The 21,144-nt window shown below is 60.0% G+C and carries 15 protein-coding genes and 2 tRNA genes; 6 read left to right on the plus strand and 11 right to left on the minus strand.

What is annotated here, in order from left to right:
- Positions 1-25 precede the first annotated feature (25 nt).
- On the plus strand, positions 26-2,731 hold the full coding sequence (locus AAIA72_RS02270) for a cation-translocating P-type ATPase (RefSeq protein ID WP_369601834.1): 2,706 nt from the start codon (positions 26-28) through the stop codon (positions 2,729-2,731).
- Here the strand turns inward: AAIA72_RS02270 and AAIA72_RS02275 are convergent.
- The 8 genes from AAIA72_RS02275 to AAIA72_RS02310 form a co-directional block, all read right to left on the minus strand.
- Positions 2,699-3,112, minus strand: a complete 414-nt coding sequence (locus tag AAIA72_RS02275) for an ExbD/TolR family protein (RefSeq protein ID WP_369601835.1) — start codon at positions 3,110-3,112, stop codon at positions 2,699-2,701. The two genes, AAIA72_RS02270 and AAIA72_RS02275, sit on opposite strands and share 33 nt — an antisense overlap.
- Entirely contained in the window at positions 3,112-3,675 is a 564-nt protein-coding gene (locus tag AAIA72_RS02280) for a MotA/TolQ/ExbB proton channel family protein (protein ID WP_369601836.1), read from the minus strand. Before AAIA72_RS02280 ends, AAIA72_RS02275 begins: the two co-directional genes overlap by 1 nt.
- 154 nt (positions 3,676-3,829) lie before the next feature.
- On the minus strand, positions 3,830-4,213 hold the full coding sequence (locus tag AAIA72_RS02285) for a hypothetical protein (RefSeq protein ID WP_369601837.1): 384 nt from the start codon (positions 4,211-4,213) through the stop codon (positions 3,830-3,832).
- Positions 4,214-4,347: 134 nt separating this feature from the next.
- Entirely contained in the window at positions 4,348-4,998 is a 651-nt protein-coding gene (elbB, locus tag AAIA72_RS02290; RefSeq protein ID WP_369601838.1) for an isoprenoid biosynthesis glyoxalase ElbB, read from the minus strand.
- Positions 4,991-5,662, minus strand: coding sequence for a helix-turn-helix domain-containing protein (locus AAIA72_RS02295; protein ID WP_369601839.1), 672 nt, complete (start codon positions 5,660-5,662; stop codon positions 4,991-4,993). Before AAIA72_RS02295 ends, elbB begins: the two co-directional genes overlap by 8 nt.
- A 3-nt stretch (positions 5,663-5,665) precedes the next feature.
- Positions 5,666-7,801 (minus strand): carboxy terminal-processing peptidase, encoded by a 2,136-nt coding sequence (locus AAIA72_RS02300; RefSeq protein WP_369601840.1) that lies wholly within the window; start codon positions 7,799-7,801, stop codon positions 5,666-5,668.
- 179 nt (positions 7,802-7,980) lie between these two features.
- Positions 7,981-10,134: a 3-hydroxyacyl-CoA dehydrogenase NAD-binding domain-containing protein gene (locus AAIA72_RS02305; RefSeq protein ID WP_369601841.1), complete on the minus strand. Its 2,154-nt coding sequence runs from the start codon at positions 10,132-10,134 to the stop codon at positions 7,981-7,983.
- Between the two features lie 12 nt (positions 10,135-10,146).
- A complete protein-coding gene (locus tag AAIA72_RS02310; protein WP_369601842.1) occupies positions 10,147-11,355 on the minus strand; it encodes an acetyl-CoA C-acetyltransferase in 1,209 nt (402 codons plus the stop codon).
- A gap of 146 nt (positions 11,356-11,501) precedes the next feature.
- Between AAIA72_RS02310 and AAIA72_RS02315 the strand changes: the two genes are divergently transcribed.
- Entirely contained in the window at positions 11,502-11,786 is a 285-nt protein-coding gene (locus AAIA72_RS02315; protein ID WP_369601843.1) for a late competence development ComFB family protein, read from the plus strand.
- An 11-nt stretch (positions 11,787-11,797) separates the two neighbouring features.
- Here AAIA72_RS02315 and AAIA72_RS02320 read toward each other — a convergent pair whose 3' ends face one another.
- Complete coding sequence (locus AAIA72_RS02320) at positions 11,798-14,485, minus strand: DUF349 domain-containing protein (protein ID WP_369601844.1); 2,688 nt, start codon at positions 14,483-14,485, stop codon at positions 11,798-11,800.
- A 176-nt stretch (positions 14,486-14,661) separates the two neighbouring features.
- Between AAIA72_RS02320 and AAIA72_RS02325 the strand changes: the two genes are divergently transcribed.
- Both AAIA72_RS02325 and AAIA72_RS02330 read left to right on the plus strand, forming a co-directional pair.
- Positions 14,662-15,693, plus strand: coding sequence for a spermidine/putrescine ABC transporter substrate-binding protein (locus AAIA72_RS02325; RefSeq protein ID WP_369601845.1), 1,032 nt, complete (start codon positions 14,662-14,664; stop codon positions 15,691-15,693).
- 17 nt (positions 15,694-15,710) lie between these two features.
- Positions 15,711-18,158 (plus strand): putative bifunctional diguanylate cyclase/phosphodiesterase, encoded by a 2,448-nt coding sequence (locus AAIA72_RS02330; RefSeq protein ID WP_369601846.1) that lies wholly within the window; start codon positions 15,711-15,713, stop codon positions 18,156-18,158.
- A gap of 109 nt (positions 18,159-18,267) precedes the next feature.
- On the opposite strand, the gene AAIA72_RS02335 is transcribed toward AAIA72_RS02330, so the two are convergent.
- Together AAIA72_RS02335 and AAIA72_RS02340 are read right to left on the minus strand one after the other, a co-directional pair.
- Positions 18,268-19,437 carry an ISNCY family transposase gene (locus AAIA72_RS02335; RefSeq protein ID WP_369600308.1) on the minus strand — a complete coding sequence of 390 codons (1,170 nt, stop codon included), beginning with the start codon at positions 19,435-19,437 and terminating at the stop codon, positions 18,268-18,270.
- 195 nt (positions 19,438-19,632) lie between these two features.
- The gene (locus tag AAIA72_RS02340; protein WP_369600308.1) at positions 19,633-20,802 is read right to left on the minus strand and encodes an ISNCY family transposase; all 1,170 of its coding nucleotides are present in this window, start codon (positions 20,800-20,802) and stop codon (positions 19,633-19,635) included.
- Positions 20,803-20,978: 176 nt separating this feature from the next.
- On the opposite strand from AAIA72_RS02340, the gene AAIA72_RS02345 reads away from it, so the two are divergent.
- A tRNA-Ala gene (locus AAIA72_RS02345) sits at positions 20,979-21,054 on the plus strand.
- Positions 21,055-21,065: 11 nt separating this feature from the next.
- Positions 21,066-21,141: transfer RNA gene (locus tag AAIA72_RS02350), tRNA-Glu, on the plus strand.
- The last annotated feature ends 3 nt before the right edge of the window (positions 21,142-21,144 follow it).

The following is a 21,144-nucleotide window of genomic DNA, read 5'->3' on the forward strand; positions in this document are numbered from 1 at the left end:
GTATTCACAGAGACAGGAGCGCCGAATGAACGCAGGGCAAAGCCCTTTCAACCCGGCTAGGCAGCCATGGCATGCGCATGACAAGGCAACCGCGGCCCGGTTGCTGAGCGTGGACCCCGCTGCAGGGTTAAGCCAGGTCGAGGCAGAAACCCGCCTCGCGCAGTGTGGTCCCAATCAGCTTGCCGAGAACCCCCCACGCTCCAAGTGGCGGGCGTTTCTGGATCAGTTCAAGAATCTGCTGGTGGTCGTGCTCATCGGCGCGGCGATCCTCGCCGGCATGATCGGAGATCTGAAGGATGCTGTGGTCATTCTGATCGTGGTGTTGCTGAATGCGTTGCTCGGATTCTGGCAGGAAAACCGTGCTGAGCAGACCCTCGCCGCGCTCAAGAAAATGTTGGCGCCGGTGGCGCGGGTGAGGCGTGAGGGCAAGACGGAAGAAGTGGATGCCCGGTGCCTCGTACCCGGGGATATTGTACTGCTCGAAGCAGGGAACCGGGTGCCCGCGGACGGTCGTCTCGTAGTGACGCACAATGTAGAGATCGATGAGTCTGCCTTGACCGGCGAGTCTCAACCCACAGGCAAGGACGCCGATGTGCAGTTGCCCGAAGATGCGCCGCTGGCGGAGCGCACCAATATGGCCTTCATGAACACGGTGGTGACCCGCGGGCGTGCAGAGCTGATGGTAACGGCTACCGGAATGGGGACGGAGATGGGGCGTCTTTCCGGTATGCTGGCCGAAGCCGAGTCCGGTCCTACACCGCTGCAGGAGCAGCTTGATGGCTTGGCGCAGCGGCTGGCAATCATTGCAGCAACCATCATTGCGCTGATTCTGGGGCTCGGTCTCTGGCGCGGTGAGCCCTTGGTGGAAACGCTCCTGACGTCCATCGCGCTGGCAGTGGCAGCGATTCCGGAGGGCCTGCCCGCAGTGGTCACGGTGACGCTGGCGATCGGCATGCATCGCATGGCGCAGCACCGGGCCATTGTCAAAAAGCTTGCGGCGGTGGAAACGCTGGGATGTACGACAGTCATCTGCTCAGACAAGACTGGCACGCTGACGCTCAACCAGATGACCGCCCGCGCCGTCGTTTACCAGGGCAGGCGCTTCTCGGTAACGGGTGAAGGTTATGGTACGCAAGGCGAAATCCGCGCAGAAGACAAGGGTGGCACGCCCGACTTCTCGCCCTTGCTGTATCCAGCTGCATTGGCCAATGACAGCCGCCTCCGCGACGGCGGGCTGATCGGCGATCCCACGGAAGGGGCCCTGCTGGCGTTGGCAGCCAAGGGAGGAATCAATACGGATGAGCTGACCCGGAAATGGCCTCGCATCGCTGAGATCCCCTTTGATTCGGCATACAAGTTTCATGCAACCTTCCATCGTGACGGCGAGGTAGTGCGGGTCTTTGTCAAAGGCGCTCCGGATGTGCTGCTGACACGCTCTGCCCGACAGCTTGGGCCGGACGGCGAAACACCTCTGGATATCCAGTGGTGGCAGGCCGAGAATGAGCGTCTGGCCGGAGAGGCCATGCGGGTACTGGCCGTGGCCAGCCGAACGCTTGCCGCAGCTGAGTTTGACCCGACGATTGATCTGATGACGCTGGTGCAGGATCTGACGTTTGTGGGGCTGGCAGGCATCATAGATCCACCGCGGCCGGAAGCACGGGATGCTATCGCCTTGTGTCGGCGTGCGGGTATTCAGGTCAGGATGATTACGGGGGATCACAAGGCCACCGCGGCAGCCATTGCCCGTGAACTGGGTCTGCAAGGGGGTGTTCTGGAAGGTCGTGATCTGGATGCCCTGGGCCCGGAGGCGCTGCGAGAGAAGCTCCGGGGTGTCTCAGTGTTTGCACGTGTGGCGCCCGAGCACAAGGTGCGGATCGTCAAGGCCCTGAAGGCCGATGGCCATGTGGTGGCCATGACCGGTGATGGCGTGAATGACGCGCCGGCACTGAAGGCGGCGGATATCGGCGTGGCAATGGGTATCACGGGTACCGAAGTGACCAAGGAAGCGGCTACCATGGTGCTTACCGACGACAATTTCGCCACGATTGTGCGGGCGGTGAAGGAAGGACGCGCTATCTATGACAATATCATCAAATTTGTGCGCTTCCAGCTCTCCACCAACATGGGGGCCATTCAGACCGTTCTCGGTGCTAGCCTGCTTGGCTGGAGCACCCCCTTCACAGCCATTCAGATTTTGTGGATCAATATTATCATGGATGGCCCGCCGGCCATGAGTCTGGGGGGTGAGCCGGCGCGTGACGGTCTCATGGATGAGCCACCCCGAGTGCGTGATGCGCGTGTTCTGACTGGAGGGCGGTTGGGCCGCTTGCTTGTTTACGGGCTGACCATGGCCGTTGGTACATTATCGCTGTTCTGGTACGCCCAGTCCCAGGGAGAAGCGTACGCGCTCACGCTGGCGTTCACCACCTTTGTGCTCTTTCAGTTCTTCAACGTATTCAACGCGCGCGCTGAAACGGGCTCAGCCCTGAATCGACACTTTTTCAGAAACCGCTGGCTGTGGCTGTCACTTGTCGCCGTCCTGATCTTGCAGGCACTGGTAGTGCACTGGGCGCCTGCTCAGGCGATCTTCCGTACTACTGACCTGGCCCCGGCTGACTGGGGACTGGCGGTGCTGGTGGCTTCCACGGTGTGGGTGTTTGACGAGCTGCGCAAGTTGATGACCCGGATGTTACATTCTTTACCGGCTTTCCATGACAAAGGCGACCTGTGACAGACCGGCGCGCTGAGCGGCCGCGAGGATCCGGCTGATATGGCGGTACTCGGCCTTTTCATCAATGCGAAGATCCACCGGCGCCTCATCGTCCTGTGTGGCCAGGCGGGCAAAGAGCGGTTCGATCCCGTCGACCTGCAGTGGCGCGTCATCAAAGTAGTAGTTGCCCTTTGCGTCGATGGCGAGGCTGTGGTGCTTGGTGTCGGGCTGCTCGGGCGCACCCTGTTCCTTGGGTAGGTCCAATGGCACCGTGTGGGTGAGCAGCGGCGCGGTGACCAGAAAGATGACGAACAGCACCAGCATGATGTCCACCAGCGGGGTGGTATTGATCTCGGCCAGCGGCGCCGGGACTTCCGGTGAAGAGCGGGTTGAAAGTGCCATCAGCTTGCCTCCGTGGCTGTTTCGTCATCGCGCTCTGCGGGCTGCGGGTGATAGAGACAGCTGTGCTGAAGTCGTTCAGCGAGCTGTTGCAGCAGTTGGTGGTGGACGCTGTTTAGGCGGCCCAGACTGTTGTAGGCGATCAGCGCCGGGATGGCCACGAAGAGGCCGAAGGCAGTAGCCACCAGTGCCTCGCCCATTGGGCCGGAAACGACCGCCAGAGAGGCCGACTGCTGGGCGGAGATGGCGGTCAGGGTGCGATAGACTCCCCAGACGGTGCCGAACAGGCCGATGAAGGGGGCGGCGCTCGCGGTTGTGGCGAGGATGGCGAGCCCGCGGTCGCGGCGCAGCCGCTCGCGCTCCAATGCATGCTGAAAGAGATCGCCGGCCACCTCGCGCACCCGGAACTCACCGGGGTGGATCAAGGTTTCGCGCTGGATCATCAAACCCGTGTCCAGCAGCGATTTGACCGGCCCGCGCGCCTTGAGCAGGGATCGTGCGTCGATCCGGGTATACGATTCTATCGTGAACCCTTCCCAGAACAGGGCAAGAGGATTAGTATTCATCTGGACGGCGATAAGTCGGTTGGGGTTGTTTTTCGCAGATTCAAAACCAACCGATTTTACCGCCGTCTCCTACTTTTTCACGCTAACCCGCGATGAACCATAAAAAAGCCCCCTTTTGGGGGGCAAGTCACTCTTGCTCTCAGTAAACACGGGGTTAGTGTGTGAACTTGTCGGCAACCGTTTCGGCCTTTTCGCGCAGAGCGCGGAGCTGATTCTCAAGCTGCTCGGTATAGGCCTGGAGCTGGGGCTTGACCTTCTCTTCGAATGCCTTCTCAGCCTGCAACTGGGAATAGGCTGCCATCATGCGGGCATTCCACTTCAGGCGCTCGCGCAGGTCATAGGTGGCGGCATCCAGGTTGTAGGACAGGGTTTTCAGATCGGGATTCTTTTCCCGGAGCTGTGCGACAACGTCTGCCAGTGTCGGCGCGTTGTCCAGGTCAGCGCCAAGCTGTTTCAGAACGCGCTTGCCTTCGGTTTCAACAAGGTCACGCACCTTGTTCAGCTGGGCCACGGGAGCCTTCAGTTTATCTTGCAACATACGTCGCCTCTGCTATGTGTCTGCCTTGATGTTGAGGGCAGTGTATCGGGAGAAATTAGAATAATCTAACTAGCGACAGAAGGGGCGGGTGCAGGGGATGGCCGGGCAAGAGGAGCGCCCGGCCGGATATCAGGTCAAAGCCAGTCGCGGATCTGGCGGACAAGTTTTTCGATGCCGGCGCCGGCTTCGGAGATCCGCCGGGCGAGCATGTATGCTGGCGTGCTCACCACCTTGTAGCGTTCGTCTGCCACAATGTCATCCACCGGGCAGTTCTGGTGTTCGGCACCCATGGCCTGCAGGGCGGCTGCGGTTTCCGTGTCCGTGCCGATGGTACAGCGGACGCCGGCGGGATAGATCCGGGGGATCATGGCCGGCGCGATGCAGATGTATCCGGCTGGCTTGCCGGCTTCGGCAAAAGCCCGGGCTACCCTTTCAACTTCCGGGTCCAGCTGCATGCCCGTTCCGTTTACCGCGAAGTCGCAAAGGTTCTTGGCTGCGCCATATCCCCCCGGAAACACAATGGCCCGGAACTGTGCGGGATCCAGCTCGCTGAGCGGGTGGATGGCGCCACGAGCAATCCGGGCCGCCTCCGTCAGCACATTCCGCTGCTCATCGGCCGGTGTCTTGGTGTAATGATTGACGACGTCCTGCTGGGGCTTGTCGGGCGCGAAGCATTGATAGGACAGTTCATGACTGTCCAGTGCCAGCAGGGTCATCACGGATTCATGAATTTCCGCACCATCCAGAAAACCGCATCCGGACAGCACCACGGCAACATCAGTCACGGGGCACCTCCTTTTCATTGTGGTCTGCATTTCGTGTTCTGCCCGCCTTGGCTTCGGGGGCTTCTTCTTTTACGGCTTCTTGCGCAGCGTCAGCTTTCCGGGCACTGGGCTTGCGCGTTTTGGCCGGTTTTTCCGGCGCGGCGAAATGCAGCGCCATGTCAAAGGCGGATTCGGTAAAGGTCAGAATCTTGTCGAAAGCTTCGTCATCCAGATCCTGCACCTGCTCGCGGCTGCGCAGGATATTGAGAAAACGTCTTTCACGCTCATACACGACGGGCAGTCGACCGATACCCCACTCCTGAAGCAATTGCCAGAGTTCCGGATTGTAGGCCCGGACATACTTGAGGATGAATGGCACCGGGTCATTCCGTGCCAGCACGGCGGCCAGTCGCACGATCAGATCAAAGGACAGGGTGGCCGTGCCGGCTTCGGCAGCTTCGAGAATGGATTTGTCCTTCAGGTCGATGGCATCAGCCAGTTCGTTGAGGGTGAGGCCGGCCACCTGGCGAAGTTCCTTCAGGGACTGACCGGCACGGGCCAGGGAAGCCAGATGCTCGGGGTTGTCCAGTAATCGCCGGCCGACCTTCAGCGACGTCGAGGCGGAGCGTCGCGCAACGCCCATGGCATTGCCGGTCAGTTCGGTCAGGCGGTCCAGCCAGCTCATGGTTTACTCCAGCATGGTCAGAGGAGGGGTTGTCCCGGCAATGCGCGGACCTTCCACCAGAAAGTCGGCAATGATCTGACCGCTTTCCTTCAGCCAGGCATCATTCTCTGCCGGTTTTTCACGATCCGTTGCGGTTTGTTCATCCTGCCAGTTTTCCACTTCATCCCAGGTTCTGAACGGTGCCTCTCCCCGGGCCTGGCGCTTGAGGTTGAGGATGGCCAGCTGCTCGGCCCGCTGCCGGGTCTGCTCCGTCTTGCGTACATTGAGATTGAGTGAAACCGTCTTGATGTCACGCTGGGCTTCCAGCCACTTTTGCTCGGCCAGCACGGCCCGGAACATGGGATCTGCACTGACCCGCGCATCATGTGCCTGCTTCAGTTCCGGCACGACGGTTTTCCACCTGGTATATTGCGCGTGGAAGACGCTGGAAATCTGATCCCAGGGCAGCGCATTGGGCAGCGCGTCTTCTCCCACTTCCGTCTTGTCGATGCTGAATGGCAGCGTCAGGTCGGGCAGGACACCCTTGTGTTGCGTACTGCCGCCCGAAATGCGATAGAACTTGGCTTCGGTGAGCTTGACCTGACCGTGATTCAGCGGACGGATGGTCTGAACGGTACCCTTCCCGAATGTCTGGTCTCCGACGATGAGTCCGCGGCCATAGTCCTGAATGGCGGCAGCAAAAATTTCAGAGGCTGAGGCGCTCATGCGGTTGACAAGAACCACCAGAGGGCCGTCATAAAGTACGCTGGGATCCGGGTCGTCATAAACACGCACACGGTTGTCCGAGGCGCGCACCTGCACGGTGGGACCGGAGGGAATGAACAGGCCGGTGAGGGCAATGGCTTCGTTCAGCGCACCGCCGCCATTGTCGCGCAAATCAACGATGAGACCGTCTATCCCTTCGGATTTCAGTTCCCCGATGAGTTTTGCGACGTCTCTTGTCGTGCTGCGGTACTCCGGGTCGCCACGCTGCATGGCCTGGAAATCGGCATAGAAGGCGGGCAGTTCGATGACCCCCATGCGCAGGGTCTTGTCGCCGCGGCGGATGGTGAAGGTTTTTTTCTGGGCCGACTGCTCTTCAAGCCGGACCTTGTCGCGGACAATGCTGATAATCCGGGTTTCGGTTTCCGATTTGGCCTTGGCCGGCAGGATCTCGAGCCGGACCACACTGTTCTTGGGACCGCGGATGAGATCCACCACTTCGTCCAGGCGCCAGCCAATCACGTTCTGGATTTCACCATCCGGCCCCTGGCCCACGCCCACGATGCGGTCTGACGGCTTGAGGCCGCCGGCCCGTTCAGCCGGACCACCCGGAACCAGGCGGACGATCTTCGTGTATTCGTTATCGGACTGAAGTACCGCCCCAATGCCTTCCAGTGACAGGGACATGTTGATGTTGAAGTTTTCCGTGACACGCGGGGAAAAATACGACGTGTGCGGATCATAGAGCGAGGTGAGGGCGTTCATGTAGGCCTGAAACGCATCCTCGGCCGTGGTCTGGTAAAGGCGCTTGAGCTGTGTTTCATAGCGCCGGATGAGGGCGTTGCGGATTTCTTCACGCGGCTTTTCATCCAGAATCTGACTGATCATGGCGTTCTTGAGCCGTTTACGCCACAAGTCATCCAGTTCTGCCTCGCTGGCCGGCCAGGGGGCTGCTTCACGATCCAGCTCCAGCATTTCGTTCTTCCCGAAATCCGGCTTCCAGTCCGGGTCCCGGAGCAGCCCGAGCATGTACCCCAGACGCTCGGCAACCCGCTTCTGGTAGCGGTTGTAGATGGCAAAGCCTGATTTCAGCTCGCCGGTCAGCAGTTCATTGTCCAGCGTGTGGCGCCAGGCACTGAAGGCCTCCACATCACTTTTCAGAAAGTAGAGACGCTGAGGATCCAGCCATTTCAGGTAGTTGTCCAACAGCTTTTCTGACAGGACATCATCCACGCGCATGTTGCGGTAGTGGCCGTATTCCAGTTGTCGTGACAGCTCCTGGGCTGCGCGGCGCATGTCGGCACTGGGGGCCAGTTCCCTGAGTTGGGCGACGGCCGCAACCCCGGGGGCAGCTTGCGCTACCGTGGCCTGTGCGGGCGGCAGGCTCATGGCCATCAGGCCGAGCATCAGGAAAAGGCGGGCCAGTGTCCGTTTCATGGGGTGTATCCGGGTGTCTGTGCTGGGCATCTGTCTTTCATTCAATGGATAATGGATTGATTTGATTGTAGGAGATTGCGCGCAGCGCCTCTAGTGCCGGGAGTGAATCTTTTGTAACACGTTGAAGGGTGGCGCCCCGCAGGGCGGGGCGCGCTCGGGAGAGAGGACTATGGCCGCAGTCACTCGAAGGGTAGATTGTCGGCCAGTTGCTGGCGGAGACGTCCCTGCAGACGGAACCGTTCTCCGTGGGCCTCCGCCAGTTCATCGGCTCGTTCCATAAAGCGGGCCGGGCCAACGTAATTGATGAACTGGAGGACGCCGCCGGTCCAGGGGGCGTAACCGATGCCGAAAATGCTGCCGATGTTGGCATCGGTGGCAGAGCGCAACACGCCTTCTTCCATGCAGCGTACGGATTCGATGGCCTGAATGTACAGGATGCGGTCCTTCAGTTCCTGAAGTGGGGTGGCGCGGGTCTTGTCCTCGTCGGCAAAGCGCTCGATGAGTCCTGGCCACAGGTGCTTGGGCTGTCCTTTCGGGTAATCATAGAAGCCTGCACCATCGGCCTTGCCGGTTCGTCCGAACTCCTGAACCATCAGGTCCACGATGCGCTCTGCCGGATGGGGCGTCCAGGTGCCGCCCTGGGCTTCCGTATCTTTCCGGCTCTGGTCCCGGATATGAGTGATCAGTCTGAGGCTGACTTCGTCCGAGAGTGCCAGCGGTCCGACGGGCATGCCTGCAAGCTGGGCGGCATGCTCCACACTGGCCGGGTGAATGCCTTCTCCCACCATGGCAATCCCTTCGTTGATGAAGGTGCCGAATACGCGGGAGGTGAAAAAACCGCGGCTGTCGTTCACCACGATGGGCAGCTTGCCGATCTGGATCACGAAATCGAAGGCCTCGGCCAGGGTCTGGTTGTCGGTTTTCTCCCCGACAATGATTTCCACCAGTTGCATCTTGTCCACCGGTGAGAAGAAATGCAGGCCGATGAATTTCTCAGGCCGTGCCGAGGCTTGTGCGAGCTGGGTAATGGGAATGGTGGAGGTATTGGAGGCGAAGATGCCATGCTCGGCAAGCAGGGGCTCGCTCTCACGCGTTACCTGGCCTTTCAGGTCGCTGTCTTCAAAGACTGCCTCGATGATCAGTTCACAACCTGCGAGATCTTCTGTCCGGTCTGTTGCATGAATGCGGTTCAGGATGGCATCACGCGCTTCTGCACTCATGTGCCCCCTGGCCACTTTCTTGTCCAGCAGTTTGCGGCTGTAGTCCTTGCCGTGTTCGGCCCGCTCCCGGGTCACGTCCTTCAGTACCACGTCAATGCCCCGGATGGCCGTTGCGTAGGCGATGCCGCTGCCCATCATGCCGGCACCGAGCACGCCGACCTTGCTGAAGGTTCGTGTCGGGAAACCTTGCGGGCGGTTGTCGCCGGCCTTGAGGGCATTCATGCCGAACCAGAACGTCCGGATCATGTTCTTGGAGATCCCGCCGCAGACCAGTTCGGTGAAGTAACGGCCTTCGATTCGTTGCGCCGTATCAAAATCCACCTGGCAGCCTTCCACCACGGCAGACAATATCCGTTCCGGTGCCGGGTAGCATCCCCGTGTTTTCTTGCGCAGCATGGCAGGTGCAATGGCGAGCATTTGTGCGACCCTGGGATGCTTCGGATCCCCTCCAGGGATGCGGTAGCCTTTTTCATCCCAGGGCTGTCTGGCCTGTGGATGAGCCAGAAGCCAGTTCCGGGCCTGCGCGATGAGGTCTTCCGGCGTGTCTGCCAGGTCGTGAACGATGCCGGCCTTGAGGGCGTCGGCGGGCCTGAGCTGTTTGCCCTCGAGCAGCAGTGGCAGTGACTTTTCGATGCCAAGCAGACGGGGCAGGCGACAGCATCCGCCACCCCCCGGCAGCAGACCCAGTGTGACCTCCGGTAATCCGAGGCGGATGCGGTCATCATTCAGGCAGACCCGGTAGTGGCAGGCCAGTGCCAGCTCAAGTCCGCCGCCCAGTGCCGAGCCGTTGATGGCGGCAGCGACCGGCACCCCGAGTGTCTCGAGTGTACGCAGGGGGCCCGTGATGCCTTCCCTCAGCAATCTGAAGAAGTCTTCCGCATGTTCAGGTGTGACCTGAACAAGTTCACGCAAGTCACCGCCCGCAAAGAAGGTTTTTTTGGCAGAGGTGAGCAGGATGCCGCGCAGATCCGCCTTGTCCGCCTGCAGGCGGGCCAGTGTTTCGGCAAAGGCTTCGCGAAAAGCGGCGTTCATGGTGTTGGCTGACTGCCCCGGCATGTCCAGCGTCAGGGTGACGATGCCCTGTTCGTCAAGATGATAAAGAATGGCACTCATTGGGGTGTCCTCCTATACGCGTTCAATGATGGTTGCGATGCCCATGCCGCCGCCCACACAGAGTGTGGCCAGTCCATAGCGCAGCTGCCGCCGCTCCAGTTCGTCGAGCAGCGTGCCGAGAATCATGGCGCCGGTCGCGCCAAGGGGATGCCCCATGGCAATGGCACCACCATTGACGTTGATCTTCTCCATGGGAATGTTCATGTCCTTCCGGAATTTGAGGACCACCGCCGCAAAGGCTTCATTCACTTCGTAAAGGTCGATGTCATCTGCGGTGAGACCCGCCTTGGCCAGCGCCTTGCGGCTGGCCGGTGCCGGTCCGGTCAGCATGATGGTGGGATCCGTGCTGGTGACTGCGGTGGCGACAATGCGTGCCCGGGGTGTCAGATTCAGGCGTTTGCCCATGGCCTCGCTGCCGATGAGCACTGCTGTCGCACCATCCACGATGCCGGAGGAATTGCCCGGCGTGTGCACATGACGAATCTGCTCCACCCAGTGGTACTTTCTCACCGGTACTGCGTCAAACCCCATCTGGCCCATCATCTCGAAAGAAGGCTTGAGGCTGGCGAGGGCGTCCATGGTGGTATCCGGACGGATGAATTCATCGCGATCCAGAATGGTCAGGCCGTTCTGGTCCTGCACCGGCACGATGGATTTTTCGAAACGCTGTTCCTGCCATGCCCGGGCCGCTTTCTGCTGCGACTCCAGCGCGAAGGCATCCACCGTGTCGCGGTCGAAACCTTCGATGGTGGCGATCAGGTCCGCACTGATGCCCTGGGGAATGAACTCGGTGCGGAGATTGGTGGCCGGATCCAGTGCCCAGGCACCGCCGTCACTGCCCATGGGGACGCGGGACATGGATTCCACACCACCGGCAATCACCAGGTCTTCCCAGCCGGAGCGTATTTTCATCGCGGCAAGATTGACGGCTTCAAGTCCGGATGCACAGAACCGGTTCAGGGTGACGCCCGCGACGGTTTCGTCATAGCCGGCCACCAGTGCCGCAGTCTTGGCAATATCGGCCCCCTGGTCCCCGATGGGCGTCACGCAACCCATCACCACATCATCCACCTGCGCCGTATCCAGCGCGTTGCGTTCACGCAGGGCTTCGAGAACGCCGGCCAGAAGGTTGACCGGCTTGACCTCGTGAAGCGAGCCGTCCTTCTTGCCGCGCCCGCGCGGTGTGCGTACCGCATCGTATATCCAGGCATCCTGTGTCATGTGCATCCCCTCATGCATGTTATTGTCATTTCTACCCTAAAACGTGCGGGAGGAGGGGTGAATGGCCGTTCAGATCATTCAAACTGACAAAATCGGCCAGGATCGTCTAAGCTCAGGACAGCAAACCGAGACAGGAGAACTGTGGCATGTCGATCATGGACAATATTTCCAACTACTATGAAAAGATGGTGCTTGAAGAGCTGGCCCAGCAGGCGGCAGCCCATGCCGGTGACGAGGATTTCCTGATGGATGCGGCCTGTCTGGCACTGAACAGTCTGCCGCCCCGGTATTACCGTCATGGTGTTGACATGGCGTTCTATCTCCCCAGTGGGGAGTATCTGGAAATGCGCAGCCGGGTAAAGCTGGCCGTTGCGGAGGCGATTGCCAAGGTTGAAGCGGATCAGCGATCCGCTTCAACGGGTGAGGGCTGACCCGGCGGAGCTCAGACGGCCTTTTGGTTGCAGAAGGATTCCACTGCTGTGTCCAGCCGTTGGCGCCGGGCTTCGACAAAGTCCGGATCCCGGGCCAGCCGCGCCAGCAGGCTTTCAAACTGGGTGGCCGTATCGTCCGGTACGGCGCCCTTGAGGCCGGCATTGAGGCGCTCGACCTGCAGTACCATGCGACGCTCCCGCTCGTCTGAAGGTGATTCCGTTCCGGCGAGGATTTCCAGCAGCAACAGGCTGTCTTCCGGGGAGCGGTCTGCATCTTCGGGCAGCAAGGTCCCGGGAATCTTGTTGTCGAGAATGTCTTCCAGGTGCTGCCGGAAGGCAGCGCGGCGCAAGGCCTGCAGACGGGTTTCAAGGGTTTTCACGATATCACGGTAGCGTGCCTGCAGTGCCTGGGCATCGCGCGGGTGGAGCCGGAGTTCGGTAAACTCGCTGCGAAGCCTGTCAGACGCAGCTTCCAGTGCGCCGGGGTCGGTTTCTTCGGAAAGTGACTGCAACGCATCAAGCAGCTCTTCCGCACGGGCCTTCTGGGCGTGCAATGCCTCTTCTTCGGCCTTGCGGGCTTCCCCGAGCCGGGCAAAGATATCATCGCAGTGTCCACGGAAAGCTTTCCAGAGCGCACGGTCGCGCTTGTAATGGGTAATACCCACCTGTTCCCATTCCTTCTGCAGGGCCTTGGCTTCGCGTGTGGCGACCTTGACGTCAGGCTCGTTGACCAGCGCTGCGGCACGCTGAACAATGTCTTCCTTGAGTTTTTCGTTGCGTGTACGTTCCGCGTCCAGCTTTTCATCCAGTCGGGACAGAAGCGCATTGAATTGCTTCTGCAGTTTCCGGCCCTTGCGCGGGTCTACCGGGAAGCAGGCTCGCCACTCTTCCCGGGCTTTTCGGTTCACCGTGTCCACCAGCTTCCAGTCCGGGGCAGTCCAATCGTAGTCTTCCAGGAAGCGTGAAAGCTGTTCGATAATTTCCTGACGTTTTTCCAGATTGGCCGCCTTGAGACGGGCTTCTTCCTCAAAGAAGGCCTTGAGTGGCTGGTAGGCGGTTTCGGCCGCTTCCTGGAAGGCATGCCATAGGCTCTGATCCGGTGTGCCGCCCAGATTCCGCCACTCCTGCTGCAACGCACGGATGGCTTCGGCTTTCGCATGTGGTTCCATGGAATGTCCGGCCAGGTGGCGCATCCGTTCGATCAGTTCTTCCAGTTTGGGTCGTGTCGCGAAGCCTTTCCAGTCCTCCAGATCCCGAAGTTTCTGAGTCAGCCGGGTCAGTTCGGCACGCAGTGACTGTGTTTTTCTTTCGGGGAGAAGGTTGAGCTGATGTCCGACGTCTCTCGCAATGCGCCGGGCTTTCCGGAGGTGGCCTTCATCGATCAGTGTTTCCAGCTTGGCAAGCTGGTTGCGTGCCTTCTCGAGCCGCTTTTTCTCGTCTTCCAGGGCTTCACTGCGTTGTGTTTCGATGCGCCCGATCACGTTCTGGATGGCTTCGAGCTGTTCGGGGAGCGGAAACTCGGTTGGCCAGCGAACGTCCTCGGCGATCTTGCGCAACGTCTTCTCACGCGTCACCAGCTCTTCCGCATCCGTGGAGGCGATGAGTCGTTCCACTTCGGCTTCATGCTCAAGCAGACGCTTGCATGCGAGCAGATAATGGTGAAGCAGGCCCATGGCAGCCAGGTAGCGTTTCTGCTCGGCTTTGTCGATGGCTTCGTGGTGACTGGCTTCAAGCCAGCGTGTTTCCTGGGTCTTGCACAGTGCGTCCAGGGCAGACACTCTGGCAGCATCCGGCCGTCGGACCTGCTTGAGGTCTTCTATCGTCTGTTCGAGCGTCAGCAAGGTCTGTTCCCGTTCCCTTTGCTTGCGCTGCGAAGTTTCCTGAGCTGCCCGGGCGGCCTCTTCTTCGGCACGCATCTGTTCAATCCGTGCCAGGCAACGGTCCGCCAGGGCCTGCCATTCATCCCGGAAAGCGTCACGTACTGTCCCGGGCAGGGTTTCCCATTGCTGCATGGCCGAACTGACCCTACCGCTGTACAGGGCTTCATCCGTTGTTTCGGTCAGTTGCTTCATGGCCGCAAGCAGCTCCTTCGCCCTGGCCCGGTCCGCATTTGCCTTCTCTTCGGCTTCCCGAAGCACACGCAGGCGTTGCCGCGCGATCTGATAGACCGTCTTGTCCTTGCCCTTGCTGTGTTTGGCCAGGTATTCGAGTCCTTCCTGCCCCTGAATCAAGCGGGCGGCGGTTTCCCGTATCAGGGCTGCCGGATGTTCCAGCGCCAGCGATTTCAGTCTGCTGACGGGCTGGCTGGAAAGCAGGTGCTGAATTTCTTCGGGCGGTAGTGCCCTGAAAAGGTTGCCAAGGTGCGATTCGGGGGTTTCCAGTGCCTTGTCCAACGCCGATCTGAAGGGCTCCGGTGTGGAGGTGTAAAGGGCCAGCACGTGATCAAGAATCTTCTCGCGTCGTTTCGGGTCGGGCAGCAACATCACATGCGCCAGAATGGCCGGATCCTGCTGTTCGGCCAGCCATTCAGTGAAGGTGACATCATCCAGTGCTGCCAGCATGTCCAGTGATGCCTTGATGCTGGCTTTATCTGACCAGTCCGGAAGATCCCGCTTCGCGGCGGAGGTGTTGACTTTTTCCTGTTGGGGCTTTGTCTGGGTCTTGCGGGAACCGAACAGCTTTTTGATCAAGGTTGGCATCAGCAATTTCTCCCTGTGGAATCGGACCGGTAACCGACGGTGCCGGCAGTTGAAACGCCGCCATGGGCGTGCACAGCCAACAAGTCTACTCCCTTTTAATTGGGGGACAAAGTCCATGCAAACGATCGCGGCTGTGCTAGCCTTGAAGGTACAGGAAATCAAGGAACTGACAGGCCATGAAACGATGGGTCACCCTGCTGCTGTGCATGTATGCTGCGCTGATACATGCCCGCGCACCTTCCCGGGAAGTCGTGCTGTACAACTGGTCCGAATACATGGATCCGGCCATTCTGAGGGATTTCGAGAGCGAAACGGGGATTCACGTTACCGAAATCCATTATGACTCTGACGAAGGCAAGGAAGAATTGCTTGCGCTCAATGGCGGAGCAGGGATGGATGTGGTGCTCACATCTGCCGTGTCGCTGCCCGGTTATGCCCTGGCGGGATGGATCCGGCCTTTGGACGCGTTGGAAGGCGATGCGGCCATGCTGGCCTGGAGCGAGCGTTATCCGGGGGTGAATGCGCGACTCGGATTGCCTCTGCTCTGGGGCACGGTCGGTATCGCTTACCGGCGTGATCAGGTGGCCCCGCCCACATCCTGGTTGGCGCTGTTCAGACCTGATCCTTCTCTGGACGGAAGAATCATGCTGATTGATGACATGAAGGATACCTTTGGTCTGGCTCTCAAAGCACTGGGTTACAGTCTGAACAGTGTGGATCCGGAACAGAATCAGGAGGCTGCCCGGCTGCTGGAGCGTCTCAAAACCCATCGGCCCATTCTGGATTATCCGGCTCTGAACGCGGATAACGTTTTGTCCCGGGGGCGTGTGACCCTGGCCATGGTCTATAACGGTGACGGGCTTGTACTGCAGCAGCTTGATGAGCGGTTGGCATTCGTCGTGCCCGAAGAAGGGACCAATCTCTGGCTGGATACGGTGGCCTTGCTGAAAGCCGCCCCGCATCCGGAGGACGCGCTGGTGTTCATCCGGTACCTTGCGCGCCCTGACGTGGCTGCGCGCCTGAGCCGGTATACCCGCTGCGCAACAGCCAATCCGGAAGCGGAAGCTCTCTTGCCGGAAAATTTCCGCAAGAATCCGCTGATTTACCCGCCTGCCGATATCCGGGCCAGATCAGAAGGCTTCAGGCCCTTGCCACCGGCTATTCTTCGGCAGCGGCAAGCGGCGTTCAATCGCCTTCGCAATCCTTGAGCAAGGGAGTCACAGGGATGACGTTAAGACAGAAGCTGTTGATGACCTTGGTTCCGGTACTCATTTTTCCATTGCTGATCGTCGGCGGGAGCTCCTGGCTGTACATGCGGGAGGCTGGCATAAGGCTGCTCAATGCCCAGCTCGAGGAGAACCTGCAAAGAGCGGAGCAGGCGCTTCAGGCTGTCATTCAGTCAACCCACGCGACCATGGAGCTTCTGGCGCAGCACGATCTCACCCGTCGTTATCTGGGATTGCCTGAAGCCAACCGCTATGCCATCGCCTACCGACCCATGATCAACCTGTTCAACCAGCACATGCAGGTAAAGCCTGCGCTGGCACGGATTGCGGTGCTTGATCAGCAGGGGCGGATGGAACTGGTGGCAGAACGAACCGGGGACATCGTGCCGGTTTCTCCTGTCCGGCTGCGTGAGCTGTACGCTGGCAAGCCGGCAAGAACCCAGTGGCTTCAGCGCGATGCGGGCAGTCAGAGGATGTATTTTGTTACCGCAAGGAAGGTGGTGGCATTGGGGCAGGCTCTGGATATGCCGGTCACGGCCGACAGCTTCAGAGGGTATGTTATCGTCATGTCGGAGCTTCCTGTCAGTGTGCTCAGGCCGGAGAAGGAGGCCGGCGGACTTCCCCTGGTGCTGCACCTGGTGGATGCCGCCGGAAAGATTCAGGACAGCACGCTCGACATGCCCGGCATTCGCGAGCACCAGAAAATGTCCGCACGCATCCTCGAGTCAAGTCTCACTCGGGTGCACGCATTCGGAGAGGGGGCGTTCTGGGGCGGATACCGGCGGCTGACAGACGGCCTGTTCCTCTCCGGCGTCATGGAGGGGCGTCATGTGGCGGAGCTGACGCAACCACTCGCGACCTCGATCTGGGTGATTGTCGCGTTGACGGCCGCCGGTGCCATGCTCATATTGTGGTGGCTGGCTCATGTCCACGTGTTGGCTCCCGTCCGGCAAATCCGCTACATGGTTGATCTGTTCAAGACATCTCATGCACTGCCCGAGGCCATCACCGACCGGCACGACGAGCTGGGTGACATACAGAGGGCGTTGCATGAGTTGCTGGACGGATTGTTGAGCAGCTACGAGCGCATCAATCAGCTGTCCCGTTTTGATCTGCTGACCGGACTGCCAAACCGGCAGACATTCACGCAGATCCTCGAGGGGCGTATCCGCGATGACAGGTCGCCGGGCCCCGGGCGTGTCATTGCGCTGGTGCATCTGGATGTGGATGGATTCAAGTTCATCAATGATGCGTACGGGCATCAGGCAGGTGACCAGTTGCTCAAACAGATGGCAGAGCGGCTGGAGCAACTGATGGGGTATGTTTCGGGTGCGTCGGGTTCGCCTTGCCGGGATATGGCAGCGAGGCTGGGTGGAGACCAGTATGCCGTCTTGCTGGATGGACTCAGTCAGGCACACCAGGCATCACTGGCCGCCGCACGCATTCAGGACGTCCTGACCAAGCCCTACGATCTGGGTGGGCATACCGTCAACATCACCATCAGCATGGGAATTGCCTTGTATCCGGTTGACGGGGAAACGGCAGACCAGCTCCTAAAGAGTGCAGACCTGGCACTGTTCGAATCCAAGGAGAAAGGCAAGGGGGGATATCAGTTCTTTACCGAAGCGCTCAATGTTTCAGCACACCGGCGGCTGGAGCTGGAGCAGGCGCTGAGAGAAGCTTTGCACCAGCATCAGTTTGAGGTCTGGCTTCAACCCAAGGTCGATCTGGTTCGTGGCGTGGCAACGGGCTACGAGGCATTGGTCCGGTGGCGTCATCCCGAGCGCGGCATGATGCCGCCGGCAGCCTTCATCCCCGTGGCGGAAGAAACCGGACTGATCAACGACCTGGGGCGTGAGGTGTTGTACCTGGGATGCCGGGCGCTGGTGGAGGTGCGCAAGCGGCTGAAGGACACGACCCTGACGCTGGCCGTCAATTTGTCCCCACGCCAGCTGACGGATGACGGGCTGATCGACTACATTCAGGAAACCCTGCAGTATTTTGGTCTTCAGGGCCGGGATCTGGAGTTCGAGGTCACCGAGAGCATCCTGATGGAAGACCGGGATCAGGCCTGGCTTGTCATGTCGGATCTGCATGCACTGGGTGCAACCATCGCGCTGGACGATTTTGGTACCGGATACTCTTCGCTCAGCTATCTCCGGCAGTTTCCCTTCGATGTCGTCAAGATTGACCGTTCCTTTGTCATGGAACTGGACGAAAAGGATGAGGCCGGCCACATTGTGGAGGCGATTTGCCGCTTGATTCTGGATCTGGACAAGAAAGTGGTGGCGGAAGGGGTGGAAACCCCCGGACAGCTGCGGCGCTTGCAGCAATGCGGCGTGCATCTGGCGCAGGGTTATCTGTTTGACAAGCCGAAACCGGCAGATGAAGCCGAGCGGGACTACCGTGTCCATTTTGTGCCGGCGTCGCCTGGTAGGGATGAATAACCCCCGCAGGATCAGAGTACGAAAAAAAATTGAAAAAAGGGGTGTTAGCAACAAATAGAACTGTCCGGTTTTGTAGCACATAAACTGTCCGCTTTGGGTCCACTGATGATCAGACTTGGCAGCGGACGTTGGCCGGTGCCTGATCAATAGGTTCGAGGGGGTCGAAGGGCAGGCCTTCTGGGGTGTAACTGGCCAGTCTTCTGGGGCCGTGGAAGATCGCCAGGGAGCGATCAGGATAACGGTGTACCCGAACCTTGGCCTTGACGTAATGGCGCCGATAGCGGTCGGCAGGGATCTGCAGCTTGAGTCCCTCGAACGAGACGCAGTTGTCCTTGTTCACGGTGCGTTCGTACTGCTCACACAGGATGTCGTCCAGTCCAGGGCCGATGAAAGGCACGAAGGCGCTGCCCTCGACGGCGGGTTTGACGCAGAACTCCCGGTTGAAGGCCGGCAGGTAGTGCTCCCGAAGGTAGCGGTTGGCCGCCGCCATGGTGGTAATGCCCTGGGCTGCAAGTTCCTTGGGCAGGCGTCCCTGATGGGTGGCGAACTGGCGCTCACAGCGGCCCCGGGCCTCGGGGGAATAGGCGGGGATCATCTCGACCCCGAGCTGGGCCATGGCCCTGCCGAACTGGGTGAGGTTGGACTTGTCGACCTTGCCGCCGGCCTTGGGGGTGTGCCAGTAGTGACTGCCCCGGTCGGTATAGAGGCTCGAGGGAAGGCCGTGATCGGTGATGACCTCTCGCATGGCCTGGAAGCTCGAAGCCGTGCCTTCCTCCTCGACGAAGAACATGGAGTAGTGCTCAGAGGTGGCGTCATCGAAGGTGATGATCAGATCCCAGTGGTGGCCGGGAACCCATTCGTGGGTGGAGCCATCCTGGTGGAGCATCATGCCGACCATGGGCGCCCGCTCGCGGCGTCGACGATGCTTACCCCGAGCCGGTGCCTTCTTGACCAGGCCTGCCTTCTGCAAGGTGTTCCGTACCCAGGTATAGCTGCGTGTGCCGCCGTGACGGTCGCGGTAGAAGCTGTAGAAGTGTTTGATGTTCCAGCCGTCGTAGCGCTCCTTGTAGAGCGCCTCGAGGCGTAGAACCTCATCCACCGGGGCCTTGCGGTGGGAAACCTGACTCAGGCGCTTGTCGATCAGGCCGTCGAGGCCCTCCTCCTCGTAGCGGTCGATATAGCGCCGGAAGGTCCGCTCACAGACCCCCAGCAGCCGCGCCGCCTCTTCCTGGGTCAGCCGTTTCTCGGTCCATCCCGTATAGGCTTCTTCGAATCGCATTTTCCGGATCTCCTGTAGCAGTTCTGTCCGTCTCATGGCTCACCTCCTTGGTGATCATGAAACCGGACAAATCACGTGCTACAAGTCCGGACAGTTTATTTGCTCCCAACAAAAATTGAAAAAAGGGGTGTTAGCAACAAATAGAACTGTCCGGTTTTGTAGCACATAAACTGTCCGCTTTGGGTCCACTGATGATCAGACTTGGCAGCGGACGTTGGCCGGTGCCTGATCAATAGGTTCGAGGGGGTCGAAGGGCAGGCCTTCTGGGGTGTAACTGGCCAGTCTTCTGGGGCCGTGGAAGATCGCCAGGGAGCGATCAGGATAACGGTGTACCCGAACCTTGGCCTTGACGTAATGGCGCCGATAGCGGTCGGCAGGGATCTGCAGCTTGAGTCCCTCGAACGAGACGCAGTTGTCCTTGTTCACGGTGCGTTCGTACTGCTCACACAGGATGTCGTCCAGTCCAGGGCCGATGAAAGGCACGAAGGCGCTGCCCTCGACGGCGGGTTTGACGCAGAACTCCCGGTTGAAGGCCGGCAGGTAGTGCTCCCGAAGGTAGCGGTTGGCCGCCGCCATGGTGGTAATGCCCTGGGCTGCAAGTTCCTTGGGCAGGCGTCCCTGATGGGTGGCGAACTGGCGCTCACAGCGGCCCCGGGCCTCGGGGGAATAGGCGGGGATCATCTCGACCCCGAGCTGGGCCATGGCCCTGCCGAACTGGGTGAGGTTGGACTTGTCGACCTTGCCGCCGGCCTTGGGGGTGTGCCAGTAGTGACTGCCCCGGTCGGTATAGAGGCTCGAGGGAAGGCCGTGATCGGTGATGACCTCTCGCATGGCCTGGAAGCTCGAAGCCGTGCCTTCCTCCTCGACGAAGAACATGGAGTAGTGCTCAGAGGTGGCGTCATCGAAGGTGATGATCAGATCCCAGTGGTGGCCGGGAACCCATTCGTGGGTGGAGCCATCCTGGTGGAGCATCATGCCGACCATGGGCGCCCGCTCGCGGCGTCGACGATGCTTACCCCGAGCCGGTGCCTTCTTGACCAGGCCTGCCTTCTGCAAGGTGTTCCGTACCCAGGTATAGCTGCGTGTGCCGCCGTGACGGTCGCGGTAGAAGCTGTAGAAGTGTTTGATGTTCCAGCCGTCGTAGCGCTCCTTGTAGAGCGCCTCGAGGCGTAGAACCTCATCCACCGGGGCCTTGCGGTGGGAAACCTGACTCAGGCGCTTGTCGATCAGGCCGTCGAGGCCCTCCTCCTCGTAGCGGTCGATATAGCGCCGGAAGGTCCGCTCACAGACCCCCAGCAGCCGCGCCGCCTCTTCCTGGGTCAGCCGTTTCTCGGTCCATCCCGTATAGGCTTCTTCGAATCGCATTTTCCGGATCTCCTGTAGCAGTTCTGTCCGTCTCATGGCTCACCTCCTTGGTGATCATGAAACCGGACAAATCACGTGCTACAAGTCCGGACAGTTTATTTGCTCCCAACAAAATTGAAAAAAGGGGTTGACGCGGGGAAGGGCGATCCATAATATACGCACCCGTTACGACGCGTGGGGCCATAGCTCAGCTGGGAGAGCGCAACGCTGGCAGCGTTGAGGTCAGGAGTTCGATCCTCCTTGGCTCCACCACTTTTCCTAGCGTCCCCTTCGTCTAGAGGCCTAGGACACCGCCCTTTCACGGCGGTAACAGGGGTTCGACTCCCCTAGGGGACGCCACTT

The organism is Thermohahella caldifontis, assembly GCF_041153465.1.
Lineage (GTDB): Bacteria > Pseudomonadota > Gammaproteobacteria > Pseudomonadales > Oleiphilaceae > Thermohahella > Thermohahella caldifontis.

Bases quoted from the DNA above. Each gene is read 5' to 3' on its own strand.
- AAIA72_RS02305 (WP_369601841.1), bottom strand. From the start codon at position 10,134: ATGAGTGCCATTCTTTATCATCTTGACGAACAGGGCATCGTCACCCTG.
- AAIA72_RS02315 (WP_369601843.1), top strand. From the start codon at position 11,502: ATGTCGATCATGGACAATATTTCCAACTACTATGAAAAGATGGTGCTT.
- AAIA72_RS02310 (WP_369601842.1), bottom strand. From the start codon at position 11,355: ATGACACAGGATGCCTGGATATACGATGCGGTACGCACACCGCGCGGG.
- AAIA72_RS02285 (WP_369601837.1), bottom strand. From the start codon at position 4,213: ATGTTGCAAGATAAACTGAAGGCTCCCGTGGCCCAGCTGAACAAGGTG.
- AAIA72_RS02275 (WP_369601835.1), bottom strand. From the start codon at position 3,112: ATGGCACTTTCAACCCGCTCTTCACCGGAAGTCCCGGCGCCGCTGGCC.
- AAIA72_RS02280 (WP_369601836.1), bottom strand. From the start codon at position 3,675: ATGAATACTAATCCTCTTGCCCTGTTCTGGGAAGGGTTCACGATAGAA.
- AAIA72_RS02320 (WP_369601844.1), bottom strand. From the start codon at position 14,485: ATGCCAACCTTGATCAAAAAGCTGTTCGGTTCCCGCAAGACCCAGACA.
- AAIA72_RS02295 (WP_369601839.1), bottom strand. From the start codon at position 5,662: ATGAGCTGGCTGGACCGCCTGACCGAACTGACCGGCAATGCCATGGGC.
- AAIA72_RS02325 (WP_369601845.1), top strand. From the start codon at position 14,662: ATGAAACGATGGGTCACCCTGCTGCTGTGCATGTATGCTGCGCTGATA.
- AAIA72_RS02340 (WP_369600308.1), bottom strand. From the start codon at position 20,802: ATGCGATTCGAAGAAGCCTATACGGGATGGACCGAGAAACGGCTGACC.
- AAIA72_RS02270 (WP_369601834.1), top strand. From the start codon at position 26: ATGAACGCAGGGCAAAGCCCTTTCAACCCGGCTAGGCAGCCATGGCAT.
- AAIA72_RS02330 (WP_369601846.1), top strand. From the start codon at position 15,711: ATGACGTTAAGACAGAAGCTGTTGATGACCTTGGTTCCGGTACTCATT.
- AAIA72_RS02335 (WP_369600308.1), bottom strand. From the start codon at position 19,437: ATGCGATTCGAAGAAGCCTATACGGGATGGACCGAGAAACGGCTGACC.
- AAIA72_RS02300 (WP_369601840.1), bottom strand. From the start codon at position 7,801: ATGAAACGGACACTGGCCCGCCTTTTCCTGATGCTCGGCCTGATGGCC.